The following is a 24,887-nucleotide window of genomic DNA, read 5'->3' as shown; positions in this document are numbered from 1 at the left end:
AAGCAAAGTTGATCAGAATATGGGCAACGCTGACTCGCCGTCAACACCGAATTCCCGACGCCGCTGTCGCACCGCTTCTTGACCCGCTCCGCCGACGGGCATATCCTGATCGACTTTGCGTTCTCGGTCGCGCGCGGGACGATTCGAGCTCGAAGTCACGCGATCGACCACCGATCCAGCGTGGTCCTAGTCGGCACCCACGAGTTCGGGAGGAGGTGACCCCATGGCCCTCATCGACGCAACCCCGCGAAGCGCCTTCGCGACCGCTTTCGCCAGCGCCGCCCAGCATGCCCTCGACGTGTGGCGCGAACCAGGCTTCCAAGCCGCACTTCGGCGCGACGCAAAGCGATTCTTCAAGAGCATCGCCTCAGAGGCCGGTGCCGCATCGCAGCGCATCCGCAGCTAGCGACTGTGGGGCCTGAGCGCACGGCCAACGTCGGGCCCCACATCTCGTATGCGCAAACCGCGCAGGAAAGCCATACCGATTAGGCCATACCGACCTCCCGTCGCGGGAACGCTGGATCGGTGGCGAAGCGGACCCGACCCGAGGATGCAGCCTGGAGCGACTACGCCGGCCAACTCGCCACGAACCTTCAACGACTCCGCCACGAGCGCGGACTCAGCCAGGAGGACGTCGCCTACCGGTCGGGGCTGACGCGCTACACGTACCAGAAGTACGAGAAGGGCGAGTCAAAGCCGGGCACGCCGGCGAACCCGACGATCCGCACTCTGCTCGCGATGTCGCAGGCGCTCGGCGTCGAGCTCACTGAGATCCTTCCGCCGGACGCGCCGGATCTTCGGCTTCGCTGAGGCCGAAGGCGCGCGACAACTCGTTGTGTACCTCGACGCCGAGCTCGGTGAGGGTGAGGGGCTGACCTCGAAGCGCACGCTGGATGAGCGGGCCGCCGGCATCGACCCCTATCCGTCTCATCTGGTTCGCGAGGATGCTGAGCGTCACTCCAAGCTCGGCCGCGGCGGCCGTCATGGTGTCGTGACGGGCGACGATGAGAAATCGTTCGGCGCGCTGCGTGGCGTCCTGTCCGACGAGGATCCGGCGCAGCAGCGGTGAGTCGCCAGCGCGCGGGTCAACCCGTATCGCGGTCGCTCTGCTCGCGCTTCCGCGGGCTCGACGCGGGATCCCGGCGGCCTCGAGGTGGCGGTTGATCGTGGTCATCGTCACGCCGACTTCGGCGGCGATCTCGGGGATGGTGTGGCGCTCGTCGATGTACCGCTGCCGCAGCCAATCCACATCGATGTCAGCCCTCCGTCGACCGATGCGGGGCTCGACGCCAGCCTCATCGAGCACGCGGCTAACGGTTTGACGGGCGACACCGTGCTCGAAGGCGATCTCTCGCACAGACCGTCCCGCGGAGTATGCCGCGACCGCGTGGTTCGGCCTAACCACGCCCCGCGCGGGGCGAGCCTGCGGCCATTCGCTTCGACCCGACGCGGAGACATCAACAGCGAGACCGGCGAACTCGAGGTCCGGCATCCATTCCACTGGCTCGTCGACGTGCCGTGCCTTCAGGAATGCGGTCGCCCAATCATTGAGCACACTGGACACGACCTCCGGCAGTCCGTCACGGAACGAACGAATCTCGGCGAACGAGGGGTAGCTCGCCTCGTGAGCGAAGGGCGCCCGCGCCACGCGATTGCCGCTGAGTAGGGCATAAAGGTGCGCGCGAGCGGTCTGCCATCGCCGATCCCCACCGGGCAGCACGTTCGCGGTCCGGCAGATCTCGTGCCACGCGTCGCGGGGCAGGAGGCCGGAGTAGTCGATGACCCGCCGGCGTGAGAAGTCGATCGGGGTCGCGGTCTCATCGAGGAGCGCAGCCAGGCGAGCGATCGCGCGGATGGTGTCAGCCTCCGGTGCGTTGCGTCCGAGCGAGCGCATGACGTGGCTGACCTGGCGTCCCTGAGCTGCGGGATCGAGGAGCTTGATGGCCGAGCCGTGAGTGAGGCGGGTGCCCACGAAGACCACGGCCGCCGCCAGCGCACCGCCGGCGATCTCCGCATCCAGACGCCGCGGTGCGAGGCGTGAGGTCCATTCGGGCCACAGGACGGCGGGAAGCTTTGCGGCTCTCGCGGCCGGATCCACCACCGACATCGTCACCGCCTGAAGGGTCGCAGTAGGACGCCTCATTCGACCGAGCGCACGGCTCACGTGATCGCGCAGTGGCGGGGAGTAGTGATCGAGCGCGGTGTGGACGCTGACGCGTCCGCGCAGCAGGTCAGTGACCCGGTCGCCCGACTGCAGCGCAACGAAGGCGATCGTGTTGCCGAGAGCAACTTCTCGGGCAGTGCTTGGCCGCAGATCCACCTTGCCGGTGCGCTTGTGAGACGCGATCGGTCTCACGTCAACCTGACCCGCAGGCATCCACTCGAATTGCTCTCCGTCGACGAGCGCTTGTCGTGCCGCGCGTGACAGCAGCAGCATGTCGGACAGCACCTGGACGGTGCTCGGTCGACCGCCGGCGTAGATGCCGAACTCGCCGACGCCGGTAGCGATGACCCTCAAGATCGCACGTTGCGCTTCGCGAGTCTCGGAGTCCGCCGCCACGAACTCCTCGCTCGAGGTGAGATCGACTCCGCAACGCGCGCCGAACGTCGGCGGGTCGGTCCGCGGTCTGTTGTGACAGTGCCCGGGTTCCGGAACGAGCGTGAGGTGATGCGCGAGGAGCCGGGGAGGCTGGGTGCATCCCGGGCACCTGTCGACGAGGAGGCGCTTGTGGCGTGGGCAGGCGAACCCGAACGGGAATTGCCAGGACAGGCGCCAGCGGCCCCCCGAGTCGGCGAGGCACTCGGGGCAGTAGCGGGCGGCTACTCCCGTGGCCGGGCAGGACGCGCTGATGCGTCCCTGAGGTGTGAGGCGGATGGCGTTCGCGGCGAACGTGGTGCGGGTCATGGCACGGAACTCGTCGCCCGATCGGCCGGTCGTCAGCTCGAGGTTGCGGAGTTGCTGGGGTTCGAGCGCGGTGGACCACGCCCGTGAGGATTGGGATCCAGCGGCGGGCAACCCGTCGCTCCCGATCAGTCCGAGCGCTCGAGCCATCTCGCCGACGGTGGCCCCATAGCTGTGGGCCATGAACTCGACCCAGGAGTCGAAAGGTTCATCCGGGAGCGGCATAGCCACGTGCAGCAAGCGCCGGAGGCTCATGCGACGGGCCGAGGCTTGCTCCGTTTGGCGGCGGCGAGCTTCTTCTCCTCGAGCTCCATCGCAACGACCTCCCGCGCATCTTCCGCCGCCACGTCGATGTCGACCTCGTCCAACACCGCACGGGTCAGTTCCTCGGTGCCGTCACGCATGGCGTGCACGGCACCGAGGGTGATCAGCTTGAAGAGCGAGCCGATCATTCCGGTTGAGCGTTCGTAGAGGTAGTCCGCTTGCTCACGGAGCATGTGCGGTCGCGCGTTGGCCAGCACGAGGCGCGCATCGATCGCGCCGAGCAAGGTCATCCAGGTCTTGCGGTGCTCACCGACCGGGTGCGCGAATGGCGGGAGGGTCAGGCGTGTCCAACGCCGCGCAATCTGCGACATCGCGAGCTTCTTGTCGGTCTTGCTTTCACTGAGCAGCCCTGTGCTGCTCATGTTGACGCCCGTGAATAGGAAGGTCGCCGGGTACTCGTTGGCGAGCCACTTCAGCTCGTTGGCCAGCGCGACTCCCTCGTCGGTGTGGATCTTCAGGAAGTGCACGTCATCGACGATGATCAACCGCGTGCCGTGACGGCGGACCGACTCGGCTGCCAAAGCAGCCAGGTTTCGGTTGCGCAGGTATCGGCTCCTCGAGGCGTCGGCGGAAGGATGGTTGTAGAAGTTCAGGATGGACTCGTTCAACGCACGCGTCGTCGTGTTCCCGGAAAACGCCACTCTGCAGACGGGGATGTGGAGCGTTTGCCCGTCGTCGAAGTCACGCCCGTGCCGCAGGATCTGCCGTTGGTGGAACGCCCGCCCGAACGCGTCGACTGCGGTGGTCTTGCCCAGTCCGGGTGGCGAGTCGATGACCGCGGCGCCCTTCACCCGAGACGGGCCCTGTTGGTTCGCATTGAGCAGGTCCCAGAGGCGTCCGTTCAGCCTCACGACCTGCGGAGTCTTCACCAGGAAGTTCGCGTGGTATCGCTCGCGGTGGTAGTCGTAGGCGACACGCGCGTCCTCGCTGAGCTCCTCGATCTGTTTCGCCGACAGCCGCTCGGGCTGCTCAAGGGCTGGCGCTTCGGCGAAGTCCCGCCACCCCTCCCAGCGAGAGAGGAGTTCGTCGCGCTCGAGGGGAAGGATCACAGGTCCTCCAGGAGGTCGATGTCGTCGAGGTCCTCGTCGATGAGCTCGTCAGCGGTGGGGGCGAGAGGATCGTCGTTTTGGCTCGCGAGTGCTGGTGAGAGCGAGACCAGCCCCAGTTCCTCACCCAGGTCCGGTTCGGCCATCTGCGCGGCGATCTGCTTTGCAATGTGGGGGAAGAACGGGCTGTCCGGACCATCCGCGGTCTCAGCGAGCTGGGCGGCAAGTCGCGCGCTGATGCGCTTCTCGGCGGGCGTGCTCGCACGGCCGGCACCCCACCGTTCGAGGAGTTCACCGAGCACTTCGGACACATTCACACCGTTGCGACGGTCGAGAGCGATGCCCTTGGCGTACTCGAGGGCGTCGAAGCTGAACGGCACCGGGACCTTCGGCGCGTGCTCCCAACGCAGCACGTGCCAGGAGTTGTCGTCGGGGTCGTTGAAGTAGATCTGCGAGAAGTCGTCGGGGTTCACCGAGAACTGCCACTTCCGCTTGCTCTTCGCCATCGCCCGCGATCGGTCGTAGTACTTCCCGACGATGTCGCCGTTGTAGCGAAGCGTGCCTACCTCGACGCCGTAGTGGTTGAACTTGCGCTTCACGACGGGGAGCATCTCGAGCAGCAGATTCGGGTTCGACGGCACGCGGATCCGGCCGGCCACCGCGATGCCCTGCTCGAACTTCTGCGCCGGGCTCATCTTGGCCGCGGGCAGCTGCGAGTCGACAAGTCCGTCGTGAGGGCGCACGTGGTAGATCGTCGCGATCCACTCCCGGAGAATCTGCTCCAGTTGCGGGATCGTGTAGACGGCTTCAACCTCGGGCGCCTCCCCCCGCGACGCGATGTCTGAGCCCTTGTAGCCGGGTAGCTCCTGCAGCACCTCGTTGATGGTGCGGAACCACCGTTCCACCCACGCCTTGTCGGTGCCGGTATAGACGTGCGCCGGCTGGATGGAGATCCCGAGTCGCTGACACACGCTCGCCACGTGGATCGACATGAACGGCTTACCGTGATCGATGGTGATCGTGTCGGGAAGGATGCCTGGACGCCGGAACCGCAGCGCCTTGAGGTTCTCGACATCGATGACGATGTTCTCGGGTATGCCGTGGAACGGCCAGGTCGCTCGGTCTCCCCACTCCGCCGGCATCTCGCGGGGCATGAGCGCCTCCATCAGCACTCCCGCGACATCCACCGCCTTGGTCGAGACAGGCGCAAGGCGAAGCCCGAGGATCGACCTGTCGTAGAGGTCGAGGGCAACGGTCAGCTCGGCGCGCATCCACTTGCCAGTGACCGGGGCGACGCCGAAGACGTTGAGGGGTGTTGTGTCGAGGACGACATACTCACCGGGTCTTGTCGCGACCAAGCGTCCGTATGGCACGGGCGGCCGCGTGTTGATGGATCGTTGTGCCCGCATGCTCGCACCGAACGTTCCCTTGCCGCGGGTGAGCTCGGCGACCGCGTCGCGAGCGGTGGATTCGGAGGGGATCCGCACATCGGCATCCGGGTACTCCCGGTTGACCCTCGCCAACACGATCGCGAGCGTGGTCGTGACGCTGCGCTTCGCGCCGCGCACGTTCTCCTCGACCACTCGTCGGCACATGTCGACCCAGCGAGGATCGAGACCGGAGAGCGCCGGCGTCCACGATGTCTTCCGAAAGTCGAGCAGCGCGAGATCTTCACCCTCGTCGAACCGATCATCCCAGCGCTTCAACGTCTTCGGACTGACACCGAGCTCAACAGCCTTCGTGCGGCGACGCTCGTGGATGGTTGTGAGCTTCGGGTTGTACTCCGGTCGCGGCTCGTGCGGCTGAGCGAGTGTCGGCAGCCCCGACGCGAAGCCCGTGCGCATCTCGCGGATGTGCGCGGCCTTTGTTCGCGCCTCATCGCGCTGCGCTTCCGTCGCGTCCGCCCAGATCAGCGCGAGCGGTGTGAGTGCGGCCTCCTCCGACGGCAGTCCGAATGCGTCCATCACGTCGCGAAGGAGCTCGACGAGTCGAACCCGTCGGGTTCTCTTGGCGCCGTCGACGAGGACGACGGCATCGCCGGCGATCTCGATGACGGTGCAGAGGCAACCGTCGTACGAGACGGTGCTGCCGACTCGGATATCAAAGCTATGGCTCATGGCATCTCTAATTGGGTGTGGTTGGCAAGGGCGGAGGTGAGGTCGCAGAGAATCGAGCGGCGCCAGAGCAGATGCAGCACGACCGCTCGCGCATAGGGAGCGTCACCCAAGGCGACGCCAGCACTCCGCAGACCCGCGCCGAGTGTGGGTGCCTCGCGAGTGGCTTCCTCGACCAGGTCGACGTCTCGCTGAGGGAACTGCCAGGGACGCCTGTAGCCCGCTAGGAACCGGATGTTGGAGAGCAGTGCGGGGGCGGGTTCTGTGACGATCCGGTATGCCCACCCGCGCGACTGGATGATGTCGCCCGCCCACCGGAGAGCACCCGCGATCTCAGGGTCCTCGAGCCGGCGCTTTGGCTTGACTTCGATGACCGTGAATCGGTGGTCGTCGTGCTCGATCAGATAGTCGGGCACGTAGCTTCGATCGACACCGTCCCGGTCGGCGATCAGCTCGAACGGCTGCGAGGCGATGCGAACGGCTCGGTGGTCAAAGTCCTCGAGGAGCAGCGCCGCGAGTTCGAGGCGGCTTTCGTATCCGACAAAGCCCTCGGTTGTCGCGGACCAGTAGCGCCCTGGGTAGTGGCGCTGTCCGCGATGCCAGCGGAACGTCCGCCGAGGCTCGGCCTCGAAGACGTGGCGAGCGTCTAGGTCCGAGAGGTCGCCCCGTTCGAGGTCATCCCGATCAAATCTCAGCGTGTAACGCGGCGAGGACGCTGACATGTCGATCTCCTAAAAATCACGAACATAGAGTCATAACTCTTGAGTCGTTAACGTACGGACATCATCAAAGATCCGGAGCTTCGACACGCGGGCCGAGGTACTCGTGTTGGGGCTTCTCGCACGGCGGAGGAGGCGAGTAGTGAATGTGACATTTACGCTTGGGGGCGTCAGATACACAACATGCGCCACGCCGTTGGATGACGTCCCGCGATGCTCCTGCTGCGTTGAGCGCCCCATGCGAAAATGAGGCGGTGGAGACCGTGCCGAGCGAACAGAGCGAGGAGCTCTCGAAGCTTGCCTTTGGCAGCAACCACATGCTCGCGCTGATGGCCGAGATCGCGCGTTCCTCGGACGGAAAGTTCTCTACTCCGTCCGTAGCGAATGCCACTGGACTGTCGACCAGCACGATCCACGCCTTGCTCAAACGCCTAAAGCAGCTGGGACTTGTCCGGCGCACCGACGAGGTCACACCTGAGCGGATCAGGATCTACCAGCGTGCAGTGCATCCAACGTGGGACTACGCACTGCGACTCGAGGCCGAGGCTGACGCGCGAGCAGCCGGAACCTTCACGATCCAATGGGAGCCAACGCCCGCGGGACGGTAGCTCCCACTTCAACCGAGCACCTGGATGCCTAATCGGTATGGCATTCTTCCTCTATGAGCGTCGGTGAAGATCGCTACGAGTCGTTCGCGACCGCAGTGGAGGACCCGTACTTCGGCGCGCTCCTGGGAACGATCGACGAGCCGGGCGGCGCCTTTACCGCGAATCGCGCTGGGCTGGCGACTATCGAGTGGTGGGACGCGCACGGAACGGGACCAACCTGCGCCGAGCTCATCGACGCTGTCTTCGAGATCGACGATTGGGACGCCACGATCGTGGATCCGGGACGGACGGCCTTCGAGCGTCGAGAACAGCTCGAGCTCCTGCACCGCTGGCTCATCAGCTACTGGACGAGGGTGGGCACGATCTCATTCATCCCCGGACACGACGACATCGTCAGGCCCGGCCGTATCGAGATCACGACCGACGCGGGTCGCGCTGAAGCCGAGTAGGCCGGCTCATTTCGGATGAAGGAGGGCGCGTGCGAAAGATCGTCATCGGTGACCGCTCTGTCGTCGTCACCCATGCCGGAACAGAGGAAACCGAGTTCGGCGACATCCAGCGATTTCGCATCGAGATGTCCGGGTCGCACGCCGTCACCCACCTGTCGATCCTGCGATCATCCGCCGAAGTCGATGCCCGTGTGATGGCGTCGGTGATCGACGCGGAGCTACTCCTCGAACACGAGGGAAGCGCCGAATCTGGCCTCCTCCGCGACCCCGGCGTCCGCGCCTGGCGCGATGAGAACCGGCCTGCGATCGACGCTGCGCTCGGCCAGCTGCGTGCAGAGATCACCGGAGTGACGTCGGAGCCGATGAGTGACCTCGAACGTACGTTGCTGCGTGCCTTCGGTATGGACGCCGACGCCCACGGATCTCGCGATCGTGAATAGCGCGGGTACCCAAACCCACCTCGATCCGGACGAGTCATTGCCCGGGGCTACCATGACGACCATGACGCTGGTTGTCGCCGCAATCCACGACGAGAGCCGAATCACCATGGCCGCCGACACACTCGTCACCTGGGACGACGGCGTACGTCGGCCCCCGCAGGACTCCAGCCTTGCAAAGCTCGCCATCCTGCGCTCGGACCTCGCCGTAGGTGTGACGGGGTGCGACCCACATGGCCGGCTTCGAGATGTCATCGCCCTACGTGATGAGCCAGTTGACGTCGTCCTGGAACAACTGAAGGACGATACGGTCGCGGGCTTCGTCGTTGCTGCTCTCGGTCCTGCCCGTCTGTGGGAGGTTCGAAGCGGCGCGGCGTACGACCGCACCGCGCACCAGATGGCGTGGGACGGTGAACCCGAAGCGTACAAGGAGTTCAGCAAGCGCTTCACAAACGAGTGGGTGAACACCTCGGCCGCCAATGACGTCCCCTTCCGCGTGATGACGGCGATGCAGGCGTTGACCTCGTTCGGGCTCGTCTCGACCGTTGGCGGGATCACTCTCCGCGTGGGCACGACCGACCGCGGCTTCCGATTCATTCCAGATCGCGGGTTCGTCCTCGGTGGGTCGGCATGGCTGATCTTTGTCGGCAACAACCCCACTCCTGGCGCGATCGGAATCCTCGACGTCCGACTGGGACTGGGGCAGCTCTTTCCGCACCACGCACCCGACGACCCGATCACAGTCCGCACGACGAATCCGAGCGCCTTCGTTTCGATGGCGCATGACCATGGGCAGACGGTCGAGTACGTCGCCTGGCCTGGTTAGCACGTCGGCGCGAAAGGGGCAGATAGGATCGGCCATACCCGGATACATCCGGCTCAATCCGCATGGGGGCGTGAATGTCCGAGCCGTGGCTCTCTGCCGACGACATTGCCGAGCACTTGGGCGTGACGAAAGACACGATCTACGCGTGCATCTCCGAGAAGGGGATGCCGGCGCACAAGGTCGGACGCCTGTGGAAGTTTCAAGCAAGCGAGGTCGATGCCTGGGTCCGGGGCGGCGGCGCTGCGACTCGGGAAGTTGCTGAATCCGGGTCCGGGAAGGAAGACGCATGAGTAACCAGAATCTGGTCCCACTGCGCACCGCTTGCGTGCCGCGAGACGACGTACTTCAGGGCGGTCTCGCCGACAACCACTTCGCGGCACAGCTCGACAAGGTTGTACGTGACGCCGAGCACTACCCGGTGTACGGCGACGCCGAGGCATTCTTCGCTCAGACCTACCCGACCTCCGGGCTGAAGACCCTTCTCACCAAGGCCTTCGGCCGTGTTGCTGGGGCGAAAGGCGTGGCGGGAGAGAACGGCGTCTTGCGGCCCACCACCTCCTTTGGTGGCGGCAAGACCCACGGGCTCACCGCGGTTTACCACCTAGCTGGCGGGGCGCGACCCGCCAACATCGCAGAGTTCATCGACCCGAGCCTGCTTCCGGACGGGGCTGTTCAAGTTGCCGCGCTCGTCGGCGATGCTCTCGACCCCACCGCCGGCGTCGACACCGATGGTCACCGCACCTACACGCTGTGGGGCGAGATGGCGGCACAGATCGGTGACGACGCCTTCTCGGTGATGGCTGCCAATGACGCTGAGCGCACGGCGCCGGGAACAGGCACCATCAAGGCGGCCTTCGGCGGCAAGCCAACGATCGTCATCGTGGACGAGATCGCCAAGTACCTGCGAGCGGTGTCCTCCTCGGGCAGCGAGGACGTGCGTCGTATGGCCCGCGCGATCCCGGTGTTCCTGGGGAACCTGTTCGAGGTCGCGTCTGACCCGACCAATCGGGTCTCAGTCATCATCACCTTGGCTGCAACCACCAACGCCTTCGGCGCAGAGACCACCGAGATCAGCGACCTCACTGGCGATGAGAAGGAACGGGCCGATGCAGCGAACGCGGCCTCCGTCAAAGCAGCTGAAGAGACCGGCGACGTACTGACCCGCGCCGTGCAACCATCCGCGGTGATCCGCCCTGCCGACGACAACGAGATCGGCGAAATCCTCAAGAAGCGCATCTTTGCCTCAGTCGATCAGGATGCTGCGACCGCTGCTGGCGGCGCCTACCGAGACCTGTACGAGACACTCGGCAAGACCGAGCAGTTGGCAGGGGGCGCCGAACACCCTGCGACATACGGCGAGCTGGTCACCAAGACGTACCCATTCCACCCCGAGCTCGTCCGCGTCCTCGACAAGCGCCTCGGCAACATCACACAGTTCCAGCGAGCACGCGGCGCTTTGAAGTTGCTGGCCGAGGTTGTGGCGAACATCTACGCGACGAACGATGACACGGCGATCATCAACGTTGGTGACATCGACTACGACAACAATCCGGTGCTGAATCACCTCACCGATGGTCTCGGGCGGGCCGAGTACGCGTCCGTGGCCGAGGGAGACTTCGCGGGCAAGCAGTCGCACGCCGCAGCAGTGGACGCCGATGTCTTCCCTGGCAAACCCGCCTACACCACTCGCGTCGCCCGCACCGTGTTCACACATTCGCTTGAAATGGTGGCGACCGCAGGAGCCGGCCGCAACGACTGGATAGTCGGCACGCTCCGCCCGGGCGAGGACACCGCCATCTTCGAGAAGGCACTCACGGAGTCCGAGAAGGTCTTCTGGCATCTGTCGTTCGACGGTGGGCGCTGGCGCTTCAACATCGAACCGAACGTCAACGCCATCATCGAGACCGAGAAGCGCAACGTCGCCAATACCGCAGTTGCTGCGATGGTAGACACACTCATCCGCAATGCGTTCGCCAACGATGGTGGCGCCAAGGCCGTGCACTTCCCGTCGGGTCCTGCCGAGGTTCACGACGAAGCCGGGCTGCGAGTGGTCGTGCTTGACTACAACGTCGTGGCCGTCACGCAGAAGAGCGCAGAGCAGCCACCTGCTGCAGTCGTCGAGATGCTGGATAAGGTCGGCTCCGTTGGTAGCCCGCGGACCTACCGCAATGCCGTGGTGTTCGCGGTCCCCGATGAAGAGCAAGTCGAAGTGCTGAAAGACCGAGCACGAGCATTGATCGCATCCAGCAACCTCGCCAGCGACGCCGCCCGTCTCGCACAGTTCAGCGACGAAGTGCGCAAGAAGGTGGAGGTCTTCAACAAGGAAGCCACTCTCAACGCCCGTATCGCGGTGACCCGCTGCTACAAACACATCTACTTTCCCTCCGGCGATAAAGCCACCGGCTATCTCCGCCACCGCGAGCTCCCAGCACAGGCGCAAGGCGATACGAAGAACGCGACCTCAGCAGTGTTGAGCCTGCTTGAAGATGAAGACAAGATTCGTAGCAGCCCCTTCACCGCCTCATACCTCCGGTCGAAGACGTGGCACGCCGCGAGCTCGGCCACAACGCGCTCAATCGCCGACTACTTCTGGACAGACCACACGATCCAGATCGTCCGCAACCCAAACCTGATTCGCGAAGCGATCGTCAACGGCGTCAAGAACGAGAACTGGGTCTACTACGACGCGGGCACGGGCAAGACCTTCACGGCGAGCACGATGGCCGGCTTCTCACCCGAGATGAAGCCTGACGCCGAGGTGATGACCGCTTCCGAAGCACAGTCACGAGGCCTGCTCGTTCGCAAGCCGACCCAGACCGACTTGCGTGCTGTCATCACGAACGATGACCTCACCGGGGCCGAGATACGCTCCCGCCTCGAAGCCCAGTGCGGCGGTGAGCCCACCAAGACGGACGTCCTAGAGCTGCTCGCCACTGCGGTGCAAGCCAGCGACTACAAGTGGTTCGTCGTCCTCGATGCAGAGCCCGCACCGGGCATCCGGGCGCTGTCGCCATCCGCGATCAAGGACAAGGGTCTCGACGGCCTACGAATCCTCAGCCGGGAAGCAGCCGATGCGCAGGAGATCGAGGTACCGACCCGCACCCCGAACTCGAAGACCTTCAACGCAGCTGGCCCGGGCGGCGCTGCAATGCAGAGCCTTCTCGATCAGATTTCGGACTTTACGGTGCCGACCGTGAGCACGATGACGTTGAAGGTGACCGCCGACGAAGCATCCGGCACCAGCGACATCGACCTCGCGGTCGCATCGCTTGGCATGTTGCAGAAGCAGAACATCACCGTTCGTGCGATGATCCGCGCCGAGTTCAAGGGAGTCACTGGCGGAGTCCAGTTCCAGGCCACCGCCGACCGTCAAGACTTCCAGTCCGCGTACAACCATGTGAAGAAGGCCATCGCCGGCGCGAACAAGGTCGCGGGCGAGGTCACCCTCGTCTTCCGTTTCGCCCCCGCTCTGGACATCACCGATGCTCAGTTCGGCCAGATTCACACGGTCGTCAAGAACCTCGGCATGAAGAGCACCACCATGACGGCCGAGGTGACCAAGTGAGTGCCGTCAAGCGGTTCCGCGCCGCATCCCATCTCGCGCTCGTGGAAGGGGTCCGAGGGTTCCGACTCGTCGTAACGCCGGGTCGAGGCGAGACGTTTGGTGTGACCCTTGAGGAGACATTCGGGGAGAACGGCGGCGCAATGACCACTCCCGTAAGCATCGCGACGCCCGTTCAGGCAGGCCGTGTGGTCGATGCGCTGTTCGTCGCGGTTCGCAAAGCAGGCCACCAGCCGAGCGTGCTGGCTTTCAAACGTAAAGCGCCCATTCGCCTAGGCGAAGCCGAGGGAGTCCGCCTTGCGCTGATCCTGCTCGCGACACAACCCATTGCCAAGCATGAGCGAGTTCGGGCGCTCGTCGCCGGAATCAATGCCATGAGCGTCGAGGAGACCTACTACTGGTACTCGAAGTGCATGGGACTCGATGGCAACCGCGCCCGCAAGGCACTCCGAACCCTCCTCGCCGACTAAGGACACGACGTGACCACTTCAAGACCACGGGTCCTCATCGAGGACTGGCTACCCGTCGCAGAACTCGGAATCGAGTCGCGGCGGGAGGCCGCGCCGATCCCGGGACAATTCCCGAAGCTGAAGACCCTCCACGTGTGGTGGGCCAGGCGACCACTTGTCGCCTCGTCCGCCGTAGTGCTGGCAGGACTTCTTCCCTCCTGGTCGGACGAACTCCGAAGTGCGTTCCCGACGGCACCAGAGCTGCAGAACGAAGTCTCCTACCGTCAGTGGCTCCTACGTTTGGTCGGCATCTGGGGCGACCCAGTGCGGGCACGCCGCGCCCTCGACGCAGCGAACGCCGCCGGCGTGCGACTGAAAGGGAACGGATACGGCTATAAGCCAGCGTTCAAGAACTCCCCTTCGAGCACTGAGCTCCGACTGCTGCACGACGTCCTCACTCACACTTGGGGAGAGGTGCCAGTCGTCTGCGATCCGACTGCGGGAGGTGGCTCAATCCCTTGGGTGGCTTCGCGCATGGGCCTGCCCGCCGTAGCGAACGACCTGAACGGTGTCGCTGCGAGCGTGCTCACCGCGGGGGTGGCGGTTCCGGCGCGTCGGGCAGGCGCGCTCACTCCCCACATACGCCGCTGGGGTCAGGAACTGGTCGACCGGGTGACAGCCCGGCTGGGCGCATACTTCCCTCGCGGCGATGGTGAGACCATCGTGGCCTACATCTGGGCCAACGCTGTGCCATGTCCTCGCACGAGTCGCCTGGTTCCGCTCATCAAAGACAAGTGGCTACAGAAGGCAGCGGGCAGAGAGGCTGCCGTGACCATGACGCTGGAGCTCGACGGGCGGGAGCTGCGCGAGCCGCACTTCGAAGTCGTCTTCGGGCGCGACATCGACCGGCAGGATGCCGCAGCGGGAACGGTAGCGCGCGGGAAAGCAACGTCCCCTTACGACAATCTCGTGATTGATAGCTCGTATCTGAAAGCTGCTGCGCAGGACGGCCTCATGACGCAGGTGCTGTATGCCGTCGCTGTACGGTCGTCGTCGGGCGAACGCAGCTTCCGCTCGCCAACAAGCGCTGATCTTGAAGCGATTGCGGCGGCGAGGCGCGCGTACGCCGAGCAGGCACCGATCTGGGAAGCGCACGGCATCCTTCCCACTGAAGAACTACCCGAGGGAGCCAAGACCGCAGAACCCATCAGCATGGGCTTGACGCGTTGGACGGACCTCTTTGCCCCACGCCAAGCACTCGCTCACGGGATATTCGCCGAGGAGTTTGCAGGGCTGATCCCTGATATCCAAACCGACCTCGGCGATGAAGCTGGTGATGTGCTGGTTGAACTCGCAATGATGCAGGGGAAGGCACTGAACTGGAACTCCCGCCTGTCGTCCTGGGATGTCTCGCGACAGAAGGTGCGGAGTACGTTCGACACACACAATCTTGGCTTCAAGTGGACGTTCGCCGAATTCGATGCAGCTGGGGCTCTCTACAGCTGGTGTCTAGAGCAGCTGGTTGATGCGTACGAGGAAATCTCACGCCTACTAAGCGAGTCCGGCGGAGCGGATCTCGTCGACGGCGATGGCTTTACGAGGAACGTCCTGGTCTCTCAGGGCAGTGCCGCGAGTCTCCCGCTTGAGGACGGATCGGTTACCCATGTGTGCATGGATCCGCCGTACTACGACAACGTAATGTACGCGGAACTCGCCGACTACTTCTATGTGTGGGAGAAGCGCACGCTCGGCCGACTGCTACCAGAGTTCTTTGTTGACAGCCTCACCGATAAGGACAACGAAGCAGTAGCCAATCCCGCGCGCTTTGCTGCGATGGGTCGCCGTCGCCAGGAGTTGGCGGACCTCGACTACGAAACGAAAATGACCACCATCTTCGAGGAGGCTCACAGAGTACTCCGAGATGCGGGGGTTCTGTCCGTGATGTTCACGCACAAGCGCGCCGAGGCGTGGGACACCTTGGGCATGAGTCTGCTTCAAGCAGGGTTCACAATCGAGACATCATGGCCGGTGAACACCGAATCCGAGCAGTCGCTTCACCAAGCGAATATGAACTCTGCCGCGTCAACCATCATGCTGGTTTGTCGCAAGCGTGCTAAGCGCAACGATGAGCACCAGGTCTACCTCGATGACATCGAGCACGACATCCGCCAGGCGGCCCGTGAGGCTGCGACACGATTCCAGCACGACGGCATCGACGGTGTTGACCTTCTTCTCTCCACATATGGACCCACGCTGTCGGTGATCTCGCAGAACTGGCCCGTCTACTCGTCTACTCCGGACGCTGACGGGCGGGACCAGTTGCTCCGCCCTGAAGATGCCCTGGCTCTGGCGCGCGAGGAGATCGTGGACCTTCGCCGTTCCCGCCTCGTCGGGCAGGCCGTAAAGGTGGATGGCCTCACCGACTTTGTTCTCTTGGCGTGGGACACGTTCGGTGCGCGCGAGTTCCCCTTCGACACAGCACGCCTACTCGCCCTCGCAGTAGGAGGGTTGGACGTCGATGAACTGGAACGCTCGAAGATCGTCTCGAAGGCATCTGGCAAGGTCAAGCTCTTGACCCCCAAAGAACGACTACGTCGGGAAGCGGACTCTGGGCTCCCTGGCGTTACGCCGGAAGCGTCGTCGTTCGATTACGTCATCGACGCTGTTGACACTGCCCTCTACATTGCAGAGGTAGACGGCCAGCAGGCTGCAAAGCGGTTCCTCGATCGTCATGGATACACCAGTGACGCCGGGTTCATTTCCACCCTGCAAGGTCTGGCGAACGCGATCCCACGTACCAAGGTCAAAGGCGCTTGGGTGGTGCCGGAGGCTGGGCTTATCGACACGCTCTGCACCCTCTACTTCGATGATGTTGTGTTGCCGGAGGCCGAGGAGATGGCCGCGCTGGCAGACCCCAACGAGAACACGCTGTTTGACGTGGAGTGACATGGACTCAGACGACAGCGACGCACTACTTCCTGAACTGCCGGCACCATCGGTAGTGCCGGTGATCTCCGGTCTGTTTCCATACGACCCTGTCTCGTCACCCGACTCGTTCCACGCTGTTGATCTCGGAGCAACCTACTCGCCGGACGACCACCCGTTCGAGACGTTCTATCTACCGCTGCTGTCTCGGGCGGTGGCCTACGACAGGGCCGTGGGCTACTGGTCAGCGTCCGAGCTTCAGTACGCGGCACAGGGCACCGCCCATTTCCTCGCGAACGGCGGGAAGATGCGCCTTATCGTCGGTGCGCAACTCGCGCAGCGAGACGTGGACGCCGCTATCGAAGGCAAGCCGCTCGATGACGTAGTGGCGGAGAGGCTGCTGGCCGACCCGGACCTTGCCGGGGCGCGGATCGTGCAGAGCGAGCATCTGAGCGTGCTTGCGTGGATGGTCGCCACGGACAGGCTTGAGATTCGTGTCGGTGTCCCAAGGGGAGAAGACGGTGAGTTACTGACGCATCTACAGTCGGGACGCTACTTCCACACCAAGTACGGCATCTTCGCGGATCGGTACGGGAACCGAGTCGCATTCAACGGATCGAACAACTCATCAGTGACAGCTTGGGCGAGGAACCATGAGACGTTCGACGCCTACCCATCCTGGAATGTACCGATCTGGGACTACGTGGGTGTCCACAAGGTGCTCGACTTCGAGAAGCACTGGACCGACAACGCTGATGCAGGATGGGCAGTCATAGACCTGCCGTCGGCAGTGCGGATGCACCTCATCGAGCACGCACCCGAGACCCCGCCACTACCACCCGGCGTTGTCTTGCAGCCTGTGGAGGCGCCGACCTCGTCGGAAGACGACACCGAGGAGTTCGATGTCGAGGCAGCGTGGGACGAGCTCGTCGCATTGCGTGACGCGCCGCGTGAATCGCCCTGGACGGGCGTCGGATCAGCATGGGCGCAGCCCCTTCCGCACCAAGCCGAGCTCATCAGCCGTGTCGTGAGCACCTACCCGCGCGGCTACCTGCTCGCCGACGAGGTTGGGCTCGGCAAGACCGTGGAAGCGGGCATGGTCCTCCGCGAACTCTTCACATCAGGCCGGGCGAAGAAGGCACTGCTGCTCGTCCCCGCCTCCGTGATGAAGCAGTGGCAAGAGGAACTCCACGAGAAGATGAACCTCGATGTTGCCCGCTTCGACAAGGGTGCTTTCGTAGATCGTCACGATGAACCAATCCCCGTCGATCCGAACGCGAATCCGTGGTCCGCGTTCCCCATCGTGCTCGCTTCGTCGCACCTTGCTCGCCGTCGCGACCGCCGGCGGCAGATACTCGACGCCGGCCCGTGGGACGTTGTCCTGGTTGACGAGGCTCATCACGCCCGGCGACGCGGCTCCAAGCCGACCGACACTCCGAACTCATTGTTGGCGCTACTTCAAGAGATGCGCGACAAGGAGATGTGGCGGGCGCTGTACCTCGCCACGGCAACACCGATGCAGATGAACCCTCATGAAGCCTGGGACTTGATCTCCCTGCTCGGGCTCAAGGGTCGGTGGGGCGTCAGCGCCGAGGACTTCATTCGGTACTTCAAGCTGCTCGCAATCGACCCGATGCACCGGCACTGGGACCTGTTGTGCGCGATGCTGGAGGACTACTTCGCCGACCCACAGGCCGAGCGGGACGCTGACCTCGAACGGGAGATCGACGACGCACTCGGCTGGACGGGCGCGTACGTGGTCACAGCTCTAGCGGGGAACCCGCCGAGCGCAGACCTGAAGGCCAAGTTTCCGAACGAGACGTCCGAGTGGATGGACAAGTGGCTCCGTCGCCACACTCCGATGCGGGATCGCGTCTTCCGTAACACTCGAAAGACCATGCGCGAGTACCAGGCAGCGGGGATCATCCCTGACGACGTGGTGATCCCGTATCGCCACGTCAAAGACGAGTTCATCCCCCTGCAACCGAACGAGCGACGCCTGTACGAGCGGATCGAGGAGTACATCCGTCGCCACTACAACGCGTACATGGCCGAGGCGGGCAATCAGGCACTCGGGTTCATCATGACTGTCTATCGCCGCCGACTGACATCTTCGTTCGAAGCGATCAAACGGTCTCTTCGCCGTAGGCTGAGTGTGCTGGAGGACGGCAAGAACCTCGCTGAGCTGCTCACCGACGACGACAACGTAGATGTCGAAGGCTCGCTGTTCGAGCCGGAGGCGTTCGATACGAGGGCCGATCGACTCCGCGATGAGATCGCCGAACTCAAGTCATTCCTCCAAGACCTGGACAGCATCACCGGCGAAGACAGCAAGGCCAGCAAACTCGTTGCCGACGTGACCGAGGCACTGAACACGTACTCGTCGGTGGTTGTCTTCACGCAGTACGCCGACACGATGGACTACGTCCGCGAGCGCCTGCTCACGGCGGGGTACCGCCGACTTGGCTGCTACTCGGGCCGGGGTGGTGAGGTCTACAACGTCGAGTCTGGGAGTTGGAACGAGGTTACGAAGTCGGAGATCAAGACCAGGTTCCGCAGTGGCGAGCTTGAGGTCCTCATCGGCACAGACTCCATGAGTGAAGGTCTGAACCTGCAAACGTCCGGGCGACTTATCAACTACGACATGCCCTGGAACCTCATGCGCGTCGAGCAGCGAATCGGGCGCGTCGACCGCATCGGTGCGTCATACAAGGACATTCGCATCAGCAACTACTTCTACGCTGACACCGTCGAGGAGCAGGTCTACAAGGGCATCGCCGAGGACTACGGTGACTTCACCGATATCGTGGGCGACGCAGCCCCAGTGCTCGCCAATATTGAGAAGGCCATCGAGCGTTTGGCGTTGACTGGCCACGCGACGGCCACCGAGATCGACTCCGAAGTCGGACAGATTCGACAGCAGGTCGAGGACATCAAGAATGAGCCTGTCGGCAACGACGACATGGGCGAAGCCGGCGATGGCGGTCGGATCAAGCAGCCGCCAACGCTGGAGGGCGGCACTTCTCTGCGAGACTTGGAACGTGTGCTCACGGTGAACGGCCTTACCAGCGACGCTTTCGAGCCCGACCCTTCCCGTCCTCGCGTGTATTGGCTCAAGCCTCCGGCGGAAGCGCTCTCAGCTCTGTCCTTCCTGAGAGACGATGGAGTGCACGACATCGAGGAGTACTTCGAGCCGTCGCCGCTCGCCCCGCTGCCGGTGACATTCGATCGTGCTACCTGGGATGAGAGCGACGACGCCGACCTGGTCTTCCTTACGTATGGGACACCAGAACTCGCGGCGCTGCTACCAGCAATGGCCGACCACAGCTGACTCGTAGACGGTGGGCGCGCAGCACTTCGAAGCCCGAAATGTCCAGATGGACACACCGTGGACATTTCATCTGCGAAATGGACAACTTCAAAAAAAACCTACAACAACTACCCGAAGTCCCCCGGAGCCATGTCCGTGAACCTCGAGAAGTGACCCTGGAACGCGACCGTCACCGTGTCGGTCGGACCGTTGCGGTGCTTCGCGACGATCAGGTCGGCCTCGCCGGCGCGAGGGCTGTCCTTCTCGTAGGCGGCCTCGCGGTGCAGGAGGATCACCATGTCGGCATCCTGCTCGATCGAGCCCGACTCGCGCAGGTCGCTGATCGCGGGCTTCTTGTCGGCACGCTGCTCGGGTCCACGGTTCAGCTGCGACAGCGCGATCACCGGAACCTGCAGCTCCTTCGCGAGCAGCTTCAGCGCACGCGAGAACTCCGACACCTCCTGCTGACGGCTCTCGACCCGCTTGCCGCTCGTCATGAGCTGCAGGTAGTCGATCACAACCATCTCGAGCCCCACGCGCTGCTTGAGCTTGCGGCACTTCGCGCGGATCTCGACGAGCGTCATGTTCGGCGAATCGTCGATGTAGAGCGGCGCGTCGTTGATGCGTCCGCGCGTGGACGCGATCGTCGTCCAATCGCGGTTGTCGAGCGTGCCCTTGCGCATCGACTGCAGCGGCACGGCGCCTTCAGCGCTCATGAGACGCATCGCGATCTCGCTCTTGCCCATTTCGAGGGAGAAGAACACGGTAGGCCGGTTCGCCTTGATCGCCGCAGCGCGCGCGAAATCCAGAGCCAGCGTCGATTTGCCCATGGCAGGCCGCGCCGCCACGACGATCATCTGGCCCGGGTGCAGGCCGTTCGTCAGCTGGTCGAGCCCCGCGAAGCCGGTGGGGATACCGGTCATCTGCCCGTCGCGCCCGCGCGCTGCGTCGATCTCCTCCATCGCGGCATCCACCGCGACCTGAAGCGGCACGTAGTCCTCGGCCTGCTCCGCGCCCGTCACCGAGTAGATCTCGGCCTGCGCGTTGTTCACGAGGTCAAGCGCCTCGCCCTGACCGTTGTAGCCCATCTGCACGATGCGCGTTCCGGCCTCGACGAGGCGACGCAGCAGCGCCCGCTCGCGCACGATCGACGCGTAGTACGACGAGTTCGCCGCCGTGGGCACGATCGACGTCAGCGAGTGCAGATAATCCGCGCCCCCCGCGCGCTGCAGGTCGCCGGTCTTGATCAGCTCGTCGGTGACGGTGATGACATCCGTCGGCTCGCCGTGGGAGTACAGGGTGAGGATCGCCTCGAAGATGAGCTCGTGCTTGGGCACGTAGAAATCGGTGCCGCGCAGCGACTCGACGACGTCGGCCACGGCATCCGCCGACAGCAGCATGCCACCGAGCGTCGACTGCTCAGCGAGCAGATCGTGCGGCGGCGTGCGGTCGTTGCTGCGGTCTCGCGGCCCCCCGAGGCGCTCTTCCGGGATGTCCGCGATCGACATGCAGCGCCTCCTCTTCGAGCCGCTCCCCGGCTCCACCCATGGCTCCGTCGAGGAACCTCCCGCAACGTTAGGGAGGGGTTCCGACACCCGCAAACCGCCCTGTGGATAACTGTGTGGAGAATGTGCGCGAAACGCCGCACGTCATGTGGACAACAGGTGTGGAAAACGCCCGGGATTCGCCCACACATCACATTTCTATTTCGGCTTGACCAGGTATTTCCTGTTCCACACCCTGTGGATGGGCAATGTGGTTGAAGTGCGGGTTGAAGGTTCGACGATCCCCACCAAGGTGGGGACAACTCCGCGCAGAGCCGTCGGACGATCCGGGGTTTTGTCAATACCCTGTGACGCCTGATCTCGCTCAGGCCGAGGCGGCCTTCCCGCCCTCGGTCTCCTCCACGGGGCCCGCGGTCGAGACGGGCTCGTCGACCGTCGCGGGCGGCAGAACCGACGCCATGAGCGGCGTCGACACCTTCTGCGTGAAGAACTCGATGAGCGGCCCCGTGAAGAACGCCGTCACGATCGTCCCGACGCCGATCGCGCCCTGGAAGACGACGGCGAGAAGCAGGAAGAAGACATCCTGCACCGTGCGCACCACACGGTACTTCGCGCCCGTGTGGTCGACGATCATCGGTGCGAGCGCGTCGTACGGCGACGTGCCGAGCGCGGCCGTTAAATACAGCGAGGCTCCCAACGCGAACACCAGGATGCCGACGACGAACAGCACCATCGTGACGACCGGCTTCGGGTCGTCCGGCACGAGCGGGGTCAGGATGCCGGCGAAGAACTGGATCGCATACCCCGCGAACACCATGTTGACGATGCTGCCGATGCCGATGTACTTGCGCCCCCAGATGAGCATCGGGATGAACAGGACGATGTTGCTCAGCAGCTGGTAGCTGCCGAGGTCCCAGCCGATCAGGTTGCTGATGCCGATGTTGGCCGCGGTGTAGGGGTCGACGCCGACGTTGATCGCCTTCAGCAGACCGCGCCCGAGCCCGATGACGAGCACCCCGATGACGACCCAGATCAGCCGTGCGACGAACTTGCCCGGCGTCGTTCCGTTCTCGGCCACGCGCCCTCCACCTCGGCCCATCTTCGTCGGATGAGGGACAGTATGGCGGAGCGGATGCCTCGGGCGCGAGGGCCGCGCGGCGGCGCTCAGGCCCGCGACGGAGACGACGGCGATATCGGCACGTCGGCGAGCTCGGTGAGGACGGCATCAAGTCCCTCGAGCGCGGAGGCCCCCGCGAACGCCGCGGCGAGTTCCCCCGCCCGAGCGGCGTAGCCGGGCTCTTCGCGCACCTTCCTCACCGCGCGGCGCACCGCGGCGGGCGTCGGGCTCTGTGTGCGCAGGTTGATGCCCGCACCCGACCAGCCGACCCGCGCCGTCACCTCCACCTTGTCCTCGGTCTGCCCGGCCACGACGAGCGGGATGCCGTGCGCCAGCGCCTGCTGCACCCCGCCGTACCCACCGTTCGTGACGACCACATCGACAAGGGGAAGAAGGCGGTCGTACGAGAGGTAGCTCGCGATACGGACGTTCTCCGGAAGTGGGCCACCCAGCGCATCCAGAGGGCGCCCGCCCGTGCTCACGACGACCAGCGCGTCGCTGTCCGCCAGCGCCTCGATCGTCGGTCCGATCAGCAGATCGAGGTCGGTGTTGGCGACGGTCCCTTGCGTCACATGCACCACCGGGCGCCCGCTCGAGAGGTCCTCCCACCAGGCGGGAACCTCCGAGTTCGTGGGCGTCGTCGGCAACGGTCCGACGAAGCGCACACTCGCCGGCAGGTCGGTGCGGGGATACTCGAACTCCGGCACGGTGAACTGCACCACGGCATCCGCCCCCGAGTGCCAGTCGAGGAAGAACCGGCTGAGCGGGTGTCCCACCCGGTCGACGGAGATTCGGTTCGCTTCCGCACTCACCGGCGCGAACACGACACGCGTCGAGATCGCCGTGAGCGCGGCGTTGCGCAGTCGTCCGATCGCTCCGCGCAGGGGCGGGATGCCCAGTCCGAACGGCGCCGTGTCCCGACTGTGGACGCCCAGCGGGAAGATGCCGAGCGCGATCACCGGCGGACGTTGGGCGCGAGGCAGCTCCGTGAGAAGCACGGCGCCGACGAAGAGCGGCTCAGCCAGGACGGCATCGATCGGTTCGGTGACGAGGATCTCGCGCACCGCGTCGAACTGGGCGGCGCCCGGACGCAGGAACAGGTTGAGCATGTCGAAGCGGAGCGCAGCGGTGCCGGTCAGACCGGCACGCCCCGGAAACGATCCGGCGTCGTCGAGATCGACGTCGGCGGCGGACGGGAGAGGCACGAACTCGACACCCGCGTCTCGCACGCGCGCCGCGTACCGCTCGCTCGTGAGAAAGAGCACGCGATGTCCCTGTGCGCGCAGGTGTCGCGCGATGGTGAGAAGCGGAAGCACGTGACCGTGGGCCGGGGTGCAGCAGACGAGCAGCGTCGACATGAGCGGGTCCTTTGAGATAGATTCGGATTACCCGTCAGAGTATTCACCACCCTGGAAAGGTAGTCAATAGTGGATTCCGAGCCTGTCCCACGTGCGTACCGCTCCGCGCTGCGCGAGCGCCAAGCGCAGGAGACGCGCGCCCGTGTCATCCGAGCGGCAGGAGAGCTGTTCTCCCGGCACGGCTATCAGGCCACGACCATGACCGCGATCGCACGGGAAGCGGGTGTCTCGGCGGAGACGGTCAAGGCTGCAGCCGGAAAGGCCGAGCTTCTCATCGCCGCGTTCGAGATGCTCTTCGCCGGCGCGGAGGGACAGCAGAGCCTCGCTGACGCCCCTGTTGCCAGCGACCTCCGCGTCGGCGAGGGCGACGACTTCCTCCCCGCGGTCCTCGGCGTCATCGCCGACGCGAACGCCCGCGGCCACGCGCTATGGACGGTTCTCCTGGGCGCCGCGATGTCGGACCCGCAGGTCGCCGACGCCCTCGAGGCGATCCTCACCCATCGCCGCGCCGACTACCTGCGCCTCGTCGACGAGCTCGCCGACCGGGGCGCACGGTTCGACGATCGCACGCGCACCGCTGCCGAACTGTCCTTCCTGCTCTCGCCCGAGGGATACCAGCAGCTCGTCGAAGGGTCGGGCTGGTCGCGGGACCAGTACACGACGTGGCTCCAGGCCTCCGTCGAACGGGTCGCTGGAGTCGACCCCCGCGAACGACGGATGCCGTGACCCTCCCGTCGGGGAGGTGTCACGGCATCCGCTCAGCAGCGAAGGATTACTTCGCGGCGACCACCTGCAGGGTGATCACGGCGGTGAGGTCGTCACGGAGGCGAACGGTCGCCTCGTGCTCGCCCACGGCCTTGATCGGCGCGGTGATGTGGATCTTGCGCTTGTCGAGGTCACCGAGGCCTGCAGCCTTGACGGCGTCGGCGACATCGGCGGTCTTGACGGCGCCGAAGAGGCGGCCTTCCTTGCCGGCCTTGACCGACAGCTTGACCTTGTTGGCCTCGAGGGAGTCCTTGAGGGCCACGGCCTCTTCGTGGTCGTGGATCGCACGGGCGTCACGGGCGGCGCGGATCGACGCCACCTGCTTCTCGCCACCGCGGCTCCAGGCCACGGCGAAGCCCTGCGGGATGAGGTAGTTGCGGGCGTACCCGTTCTTGACCTCGATGACGTCGCCGGCGCTTCCGAGCCCGGCAACCTCGTTCGTGAGAATCAGCTTTGCCATGATGGGTGCTC

At 64.6% G+C, this 24,887-nt stretch carries 20 protein-coding genes; 12 read left to right on the top strand and 8 right to left on the bottom strand.

From position 1 onward, the window contains the following. The first annotated feature begins 223 nt into the window (after positions 1 to 223). Positions 224 to 406, top strand: coding sequence for a hypothetical protein (locus ACRVYW_RS13050; RefSeq protein ID WP_431805170.1), 183 nt, complete (start codon positions 224 to 226; stop codon positions 404 to 406). Positions 407 to 525: 119 nt separating this feature from the next. After that, positions 526 to 810 (top strand): helix-turn-helix domain-containing protein, encoded by a 285-nt coding sequence (locus ACRVYW_RS13045; protein ID WP_279071115.1) that lies wholly within the window; start codon positions 526 to 528, stop codon positions 808 to 810. Here the strand turns inward: ACRVYW_RS13045 and ACRVYW_RS13040 are convergent. From ACRVYW_RS13040 to ACRVYW_RS13025, 4 genes are read right to left on the bottom strand one after another with little or no spacing between them, the layout of a single operon-like run. Further along, positions 764 to 3,127 carry a TniQ family protein gene (locus ACRVYW_RS13040; protein ID WP_431805182.1) on the bottom strand — a complete coding sequence of 788 codons (2,364 nt, stop codon included), beginning with the start codon at positions 3,125 to 3,127 and terminating at the stop codon, positions 764 to 766. The two genes, ACRVYW_RS13045 and ACRVYW_RS13040, sit on opposite strands and share 47 nt — an antisense overlap. Positions 3,128 to 3,153: 26 nt before the next feature. Further along, positions 3,154 to 4,275, bottom strand: a complete 1,122-nt coding sequence (locus ACRVYW_RS13035) for an AAA family ATPase (RefSeq protein ID WP_431805169.1) — start codon at positions 4,273 to 4,275, stop codon at positions 3,154 to 3,156. Continuing rightward, on the bottom strand, positions 4,272 to 6,389 hold the full coding sequence (locus ACRVYW_RS13030) for a hypothetical protein (RefSeq protein ID WP_431805168.1): 2,118 nt from the start codon (positions 6,387 to 6,389) through the stop codon (positions 4,272 to 4,274). The genes ACRVYW_RS13035 and ACRVYW_RS13030 overlap by 4 nt, the downstream gene beginning before the upstream one ends. After that, the gene (locus ACRVYW_RS13025) at positions 6,386 to 7,108 is read right to left on the bottom strand and encodes a TnsA-like heteromeric transposase endonuclease subunit (RefSeq protein WP_431805167.1); all 723 of its coding nucleotides are present in this window, start codon (positions 7,106 to 7,108) and stop codon (positions 6,386 to 6,388) included. The genes ACRVYW_RS13030 and ACRVYW_RS13025 overlap by 4 nt, the downstream gene beginning before the upstream one ends. Positions 7,109 to 7,359: 251 nt before the next feature. Here ACRVYW_RS13025 and ACRVYW_RS13020 point away from each other — a divergent pair, with 251 nt between their 5' ends. The 9 genes from ACRVYW_RS13020 (at position 7,360) to ACRVYW_RS12980 (ending at position 19,692) form a co-directional block, all read left to right on the top strand. Next, on the top strand, positions 7,360 to 7,713 hold the full coding sequence (locus ACRVYW_RS13020) for a MarR family transcriptional regulator (RefSeq protein ID WP_279071127.1): 354 nt from the start codon (positions 7,360 to 7,362) through the stop codon (positions 7,711 to 7,713). Between the two features lie 53 nt (positions 7,714 to 7,766). Beyond that, entirely contained in the window at positions 7,767 to 8,162 is a 396-nt protein-coding gene (locus ACRVYW_RS13015; protein WP_431805166.1) for a hypothetical protein, read from the top strand. Between the two features lie 29 nt (positions 8,163 to 8,191). Beyond that, positions 8,192 to 8,602, top strand: a complete 411-nt coding sequence (locus tag ACRVYW_RS13010; protein WP_431805165.1) for a hypothetical protein — start codon at positions 8,192 to 8,194, stop codon at positions 8,600 to 8,602. A gap of 61 nt (positions 8,603 to 8,663) precedes the next feature. Continuing rightward, positions 8,664 to 9,425: a hypothetical protein gene (locus tag ACRVYW_RS13005; protein WP_431805164.1), complete on the top strand. Its 762-nt coding sequence runs from the start codon at positions 8,664 to 8,666 to the stop codon at positions 9,423 to 9,425. A gap of 74 nt (positions 9,426 to 9,499) precedes the next feature. Further along, positions 9,500 to 9,715 carry a helix-turn-helix domain-containing protein gene (locus ACRVYW_RS13000; RefSeq protein ID WP_431805163.1) on the top strand — a complete coding sequence of 72 codons (216 nt, stop codon included), beginning with the start codon at positions 9,500 to 9,502 and terminating at the stop codon, positions 9,713 to 9,715. Beyond that, positions 9,712 to 12,990 carry an ATP-binding protein gene (locus tag ACRVYW_RS12995; RefSeq protein WP_431805162.1) on the top strand — a complete coding sequence of 1,093 codons (3,279 nt, stop codon included), beginning with the start codon at positions 9,712 to 9,714 and terminating at the stop codon, positions 12,988 to 12,990. The genes ACRVYW_RS13000 and ACRVYW_RS12995 overlap by 4 nt, the downstream gene beginning before the upstream one ends. Further along, positions 12,987 to 13,457, top strand: coding sequence for a DUF7680 family protein (locus ACRVYW_RS12990; RefSeq protein ID WP_431805161.1), 471 nt, complete (start codon positions 12,987 to 12,989; stop codon positions 13,455 to 13,457). Before ACRVYW_RS12995 ends, ACRVYW_RS12990 begins: the two co-directional genes overlap by 4 nt. 9 nt (positions 13,458 to 13,466) lie before the next feature. Next, entirely contained in the window at positions 13,467 to 16,382 is a 2,916-nt protein-coding gene (locus ACRVYW_RS12985; protein WP_431805160.1) for a DUF1156 domain-containing protein, read from the top strand. A gap of 1 nt (position 16,383) precedes the next feature. After that, a complete protein-coding gene (locus ACRVYW_RS12980) occupies positions 16,384 to 19,692 on the top strand; it encodes a DEAD/DEAH box helicase (RefSeq protein WP_431805159.1) in 3,309 nt (1,102 codons plus the stop codon). A gap of 107 nt (positions 19,693 to 19,799) precedes the next feature. Here ACRVYW_RS12980 and dnaB read toward each other — a convergent pair whose 3' ends face one another. The 3 genes from dnaB to ACRVYW_RS12965 form a co-directional block, all read right to left on the bottom strand. Then, positions 19,800 to 21,179, bottom strand: coding sequence for a replicative DNA helicase (gene dnaB, locus ACRVYW_RS12975; protein ID WP_431805158.1), 1,380 nt, complete (start codon positions 21,177 to 21,179; stop codon positions 19,800 to 19,802). Between the two features lie 361 nt (positions 21,180 to 21,540). Further along, on the bottom strand, positions 21,541 to 22,254 hold the full coding sequence (locus tag ACRVYW_RS12970) for a YczE/YyaS/YitT family protein (RefSeq protein WP_431805157.1): 714 nt from the start codon (positions 22,252 to 22,254) through the stop codon (positions 21,541 to 21,543). Between the two features lie 86 nt (positions 22,255 to 22,340). After that, positions 22,341 to 23,651, bottom strand: coding sequence for a glycosyltransferase (locus ACRVYW_RS12965; protein ID WP_431805156.1), 1,311 nt, complete (start codon positions 23,649 to 23,651; stop codon positions 22,341 to 22,343). A 69-nt stretch (positions 23,652 to 23,720) separates the two neighbouring features. Between ACRVYW_RS12965 and ACRVYW_RS12960 the strand changes: the two genes are divergently transcribed. Next, positions 23,721 to 24,377, top strand: coding sequence for a TetR/AcrR family transcriptional regulator (locus ACRVYW_RS12960; RefSeq protein WP_431805155.1), 657 nt, complete (start codon positions 23,721 to 23,723; stop codon positions 24,375 to 24,377). A gap of 46 nt (positions 24,378 to 24,423) precedes the next feature. On the opposite strand, the gene rplI is transcribed toward ACRVYW_RS12960, so the two are convergent. Next, complete coding sequence (gene rplI / locus ACRVYW_RS12955) at positions 24,424 to 24,876, bottom strand: 50S ribosomal protein L9 (protein WP_431805154.1); 453 nt, start codon at positions 24,874 to 24,876, stop codon at positions 24,424 to 24,426. Positions 24,877 to 24,887 lie beyond the last annotated feature (11 nt).

The sequence above is a fragment of the Microbacterium sp. bgisy203 genome (assembly GCF_965345155.1).
Lineage (GTDB): Bacteria > Actinomycetota > Actinomycetes > Actinomycetales > Microbacteriaceae > Microbacterium.
Note: the sequence above shows the minus strand (reverse complement) of the source record. Positions and strands in the feature narration are given on the sequence as shown.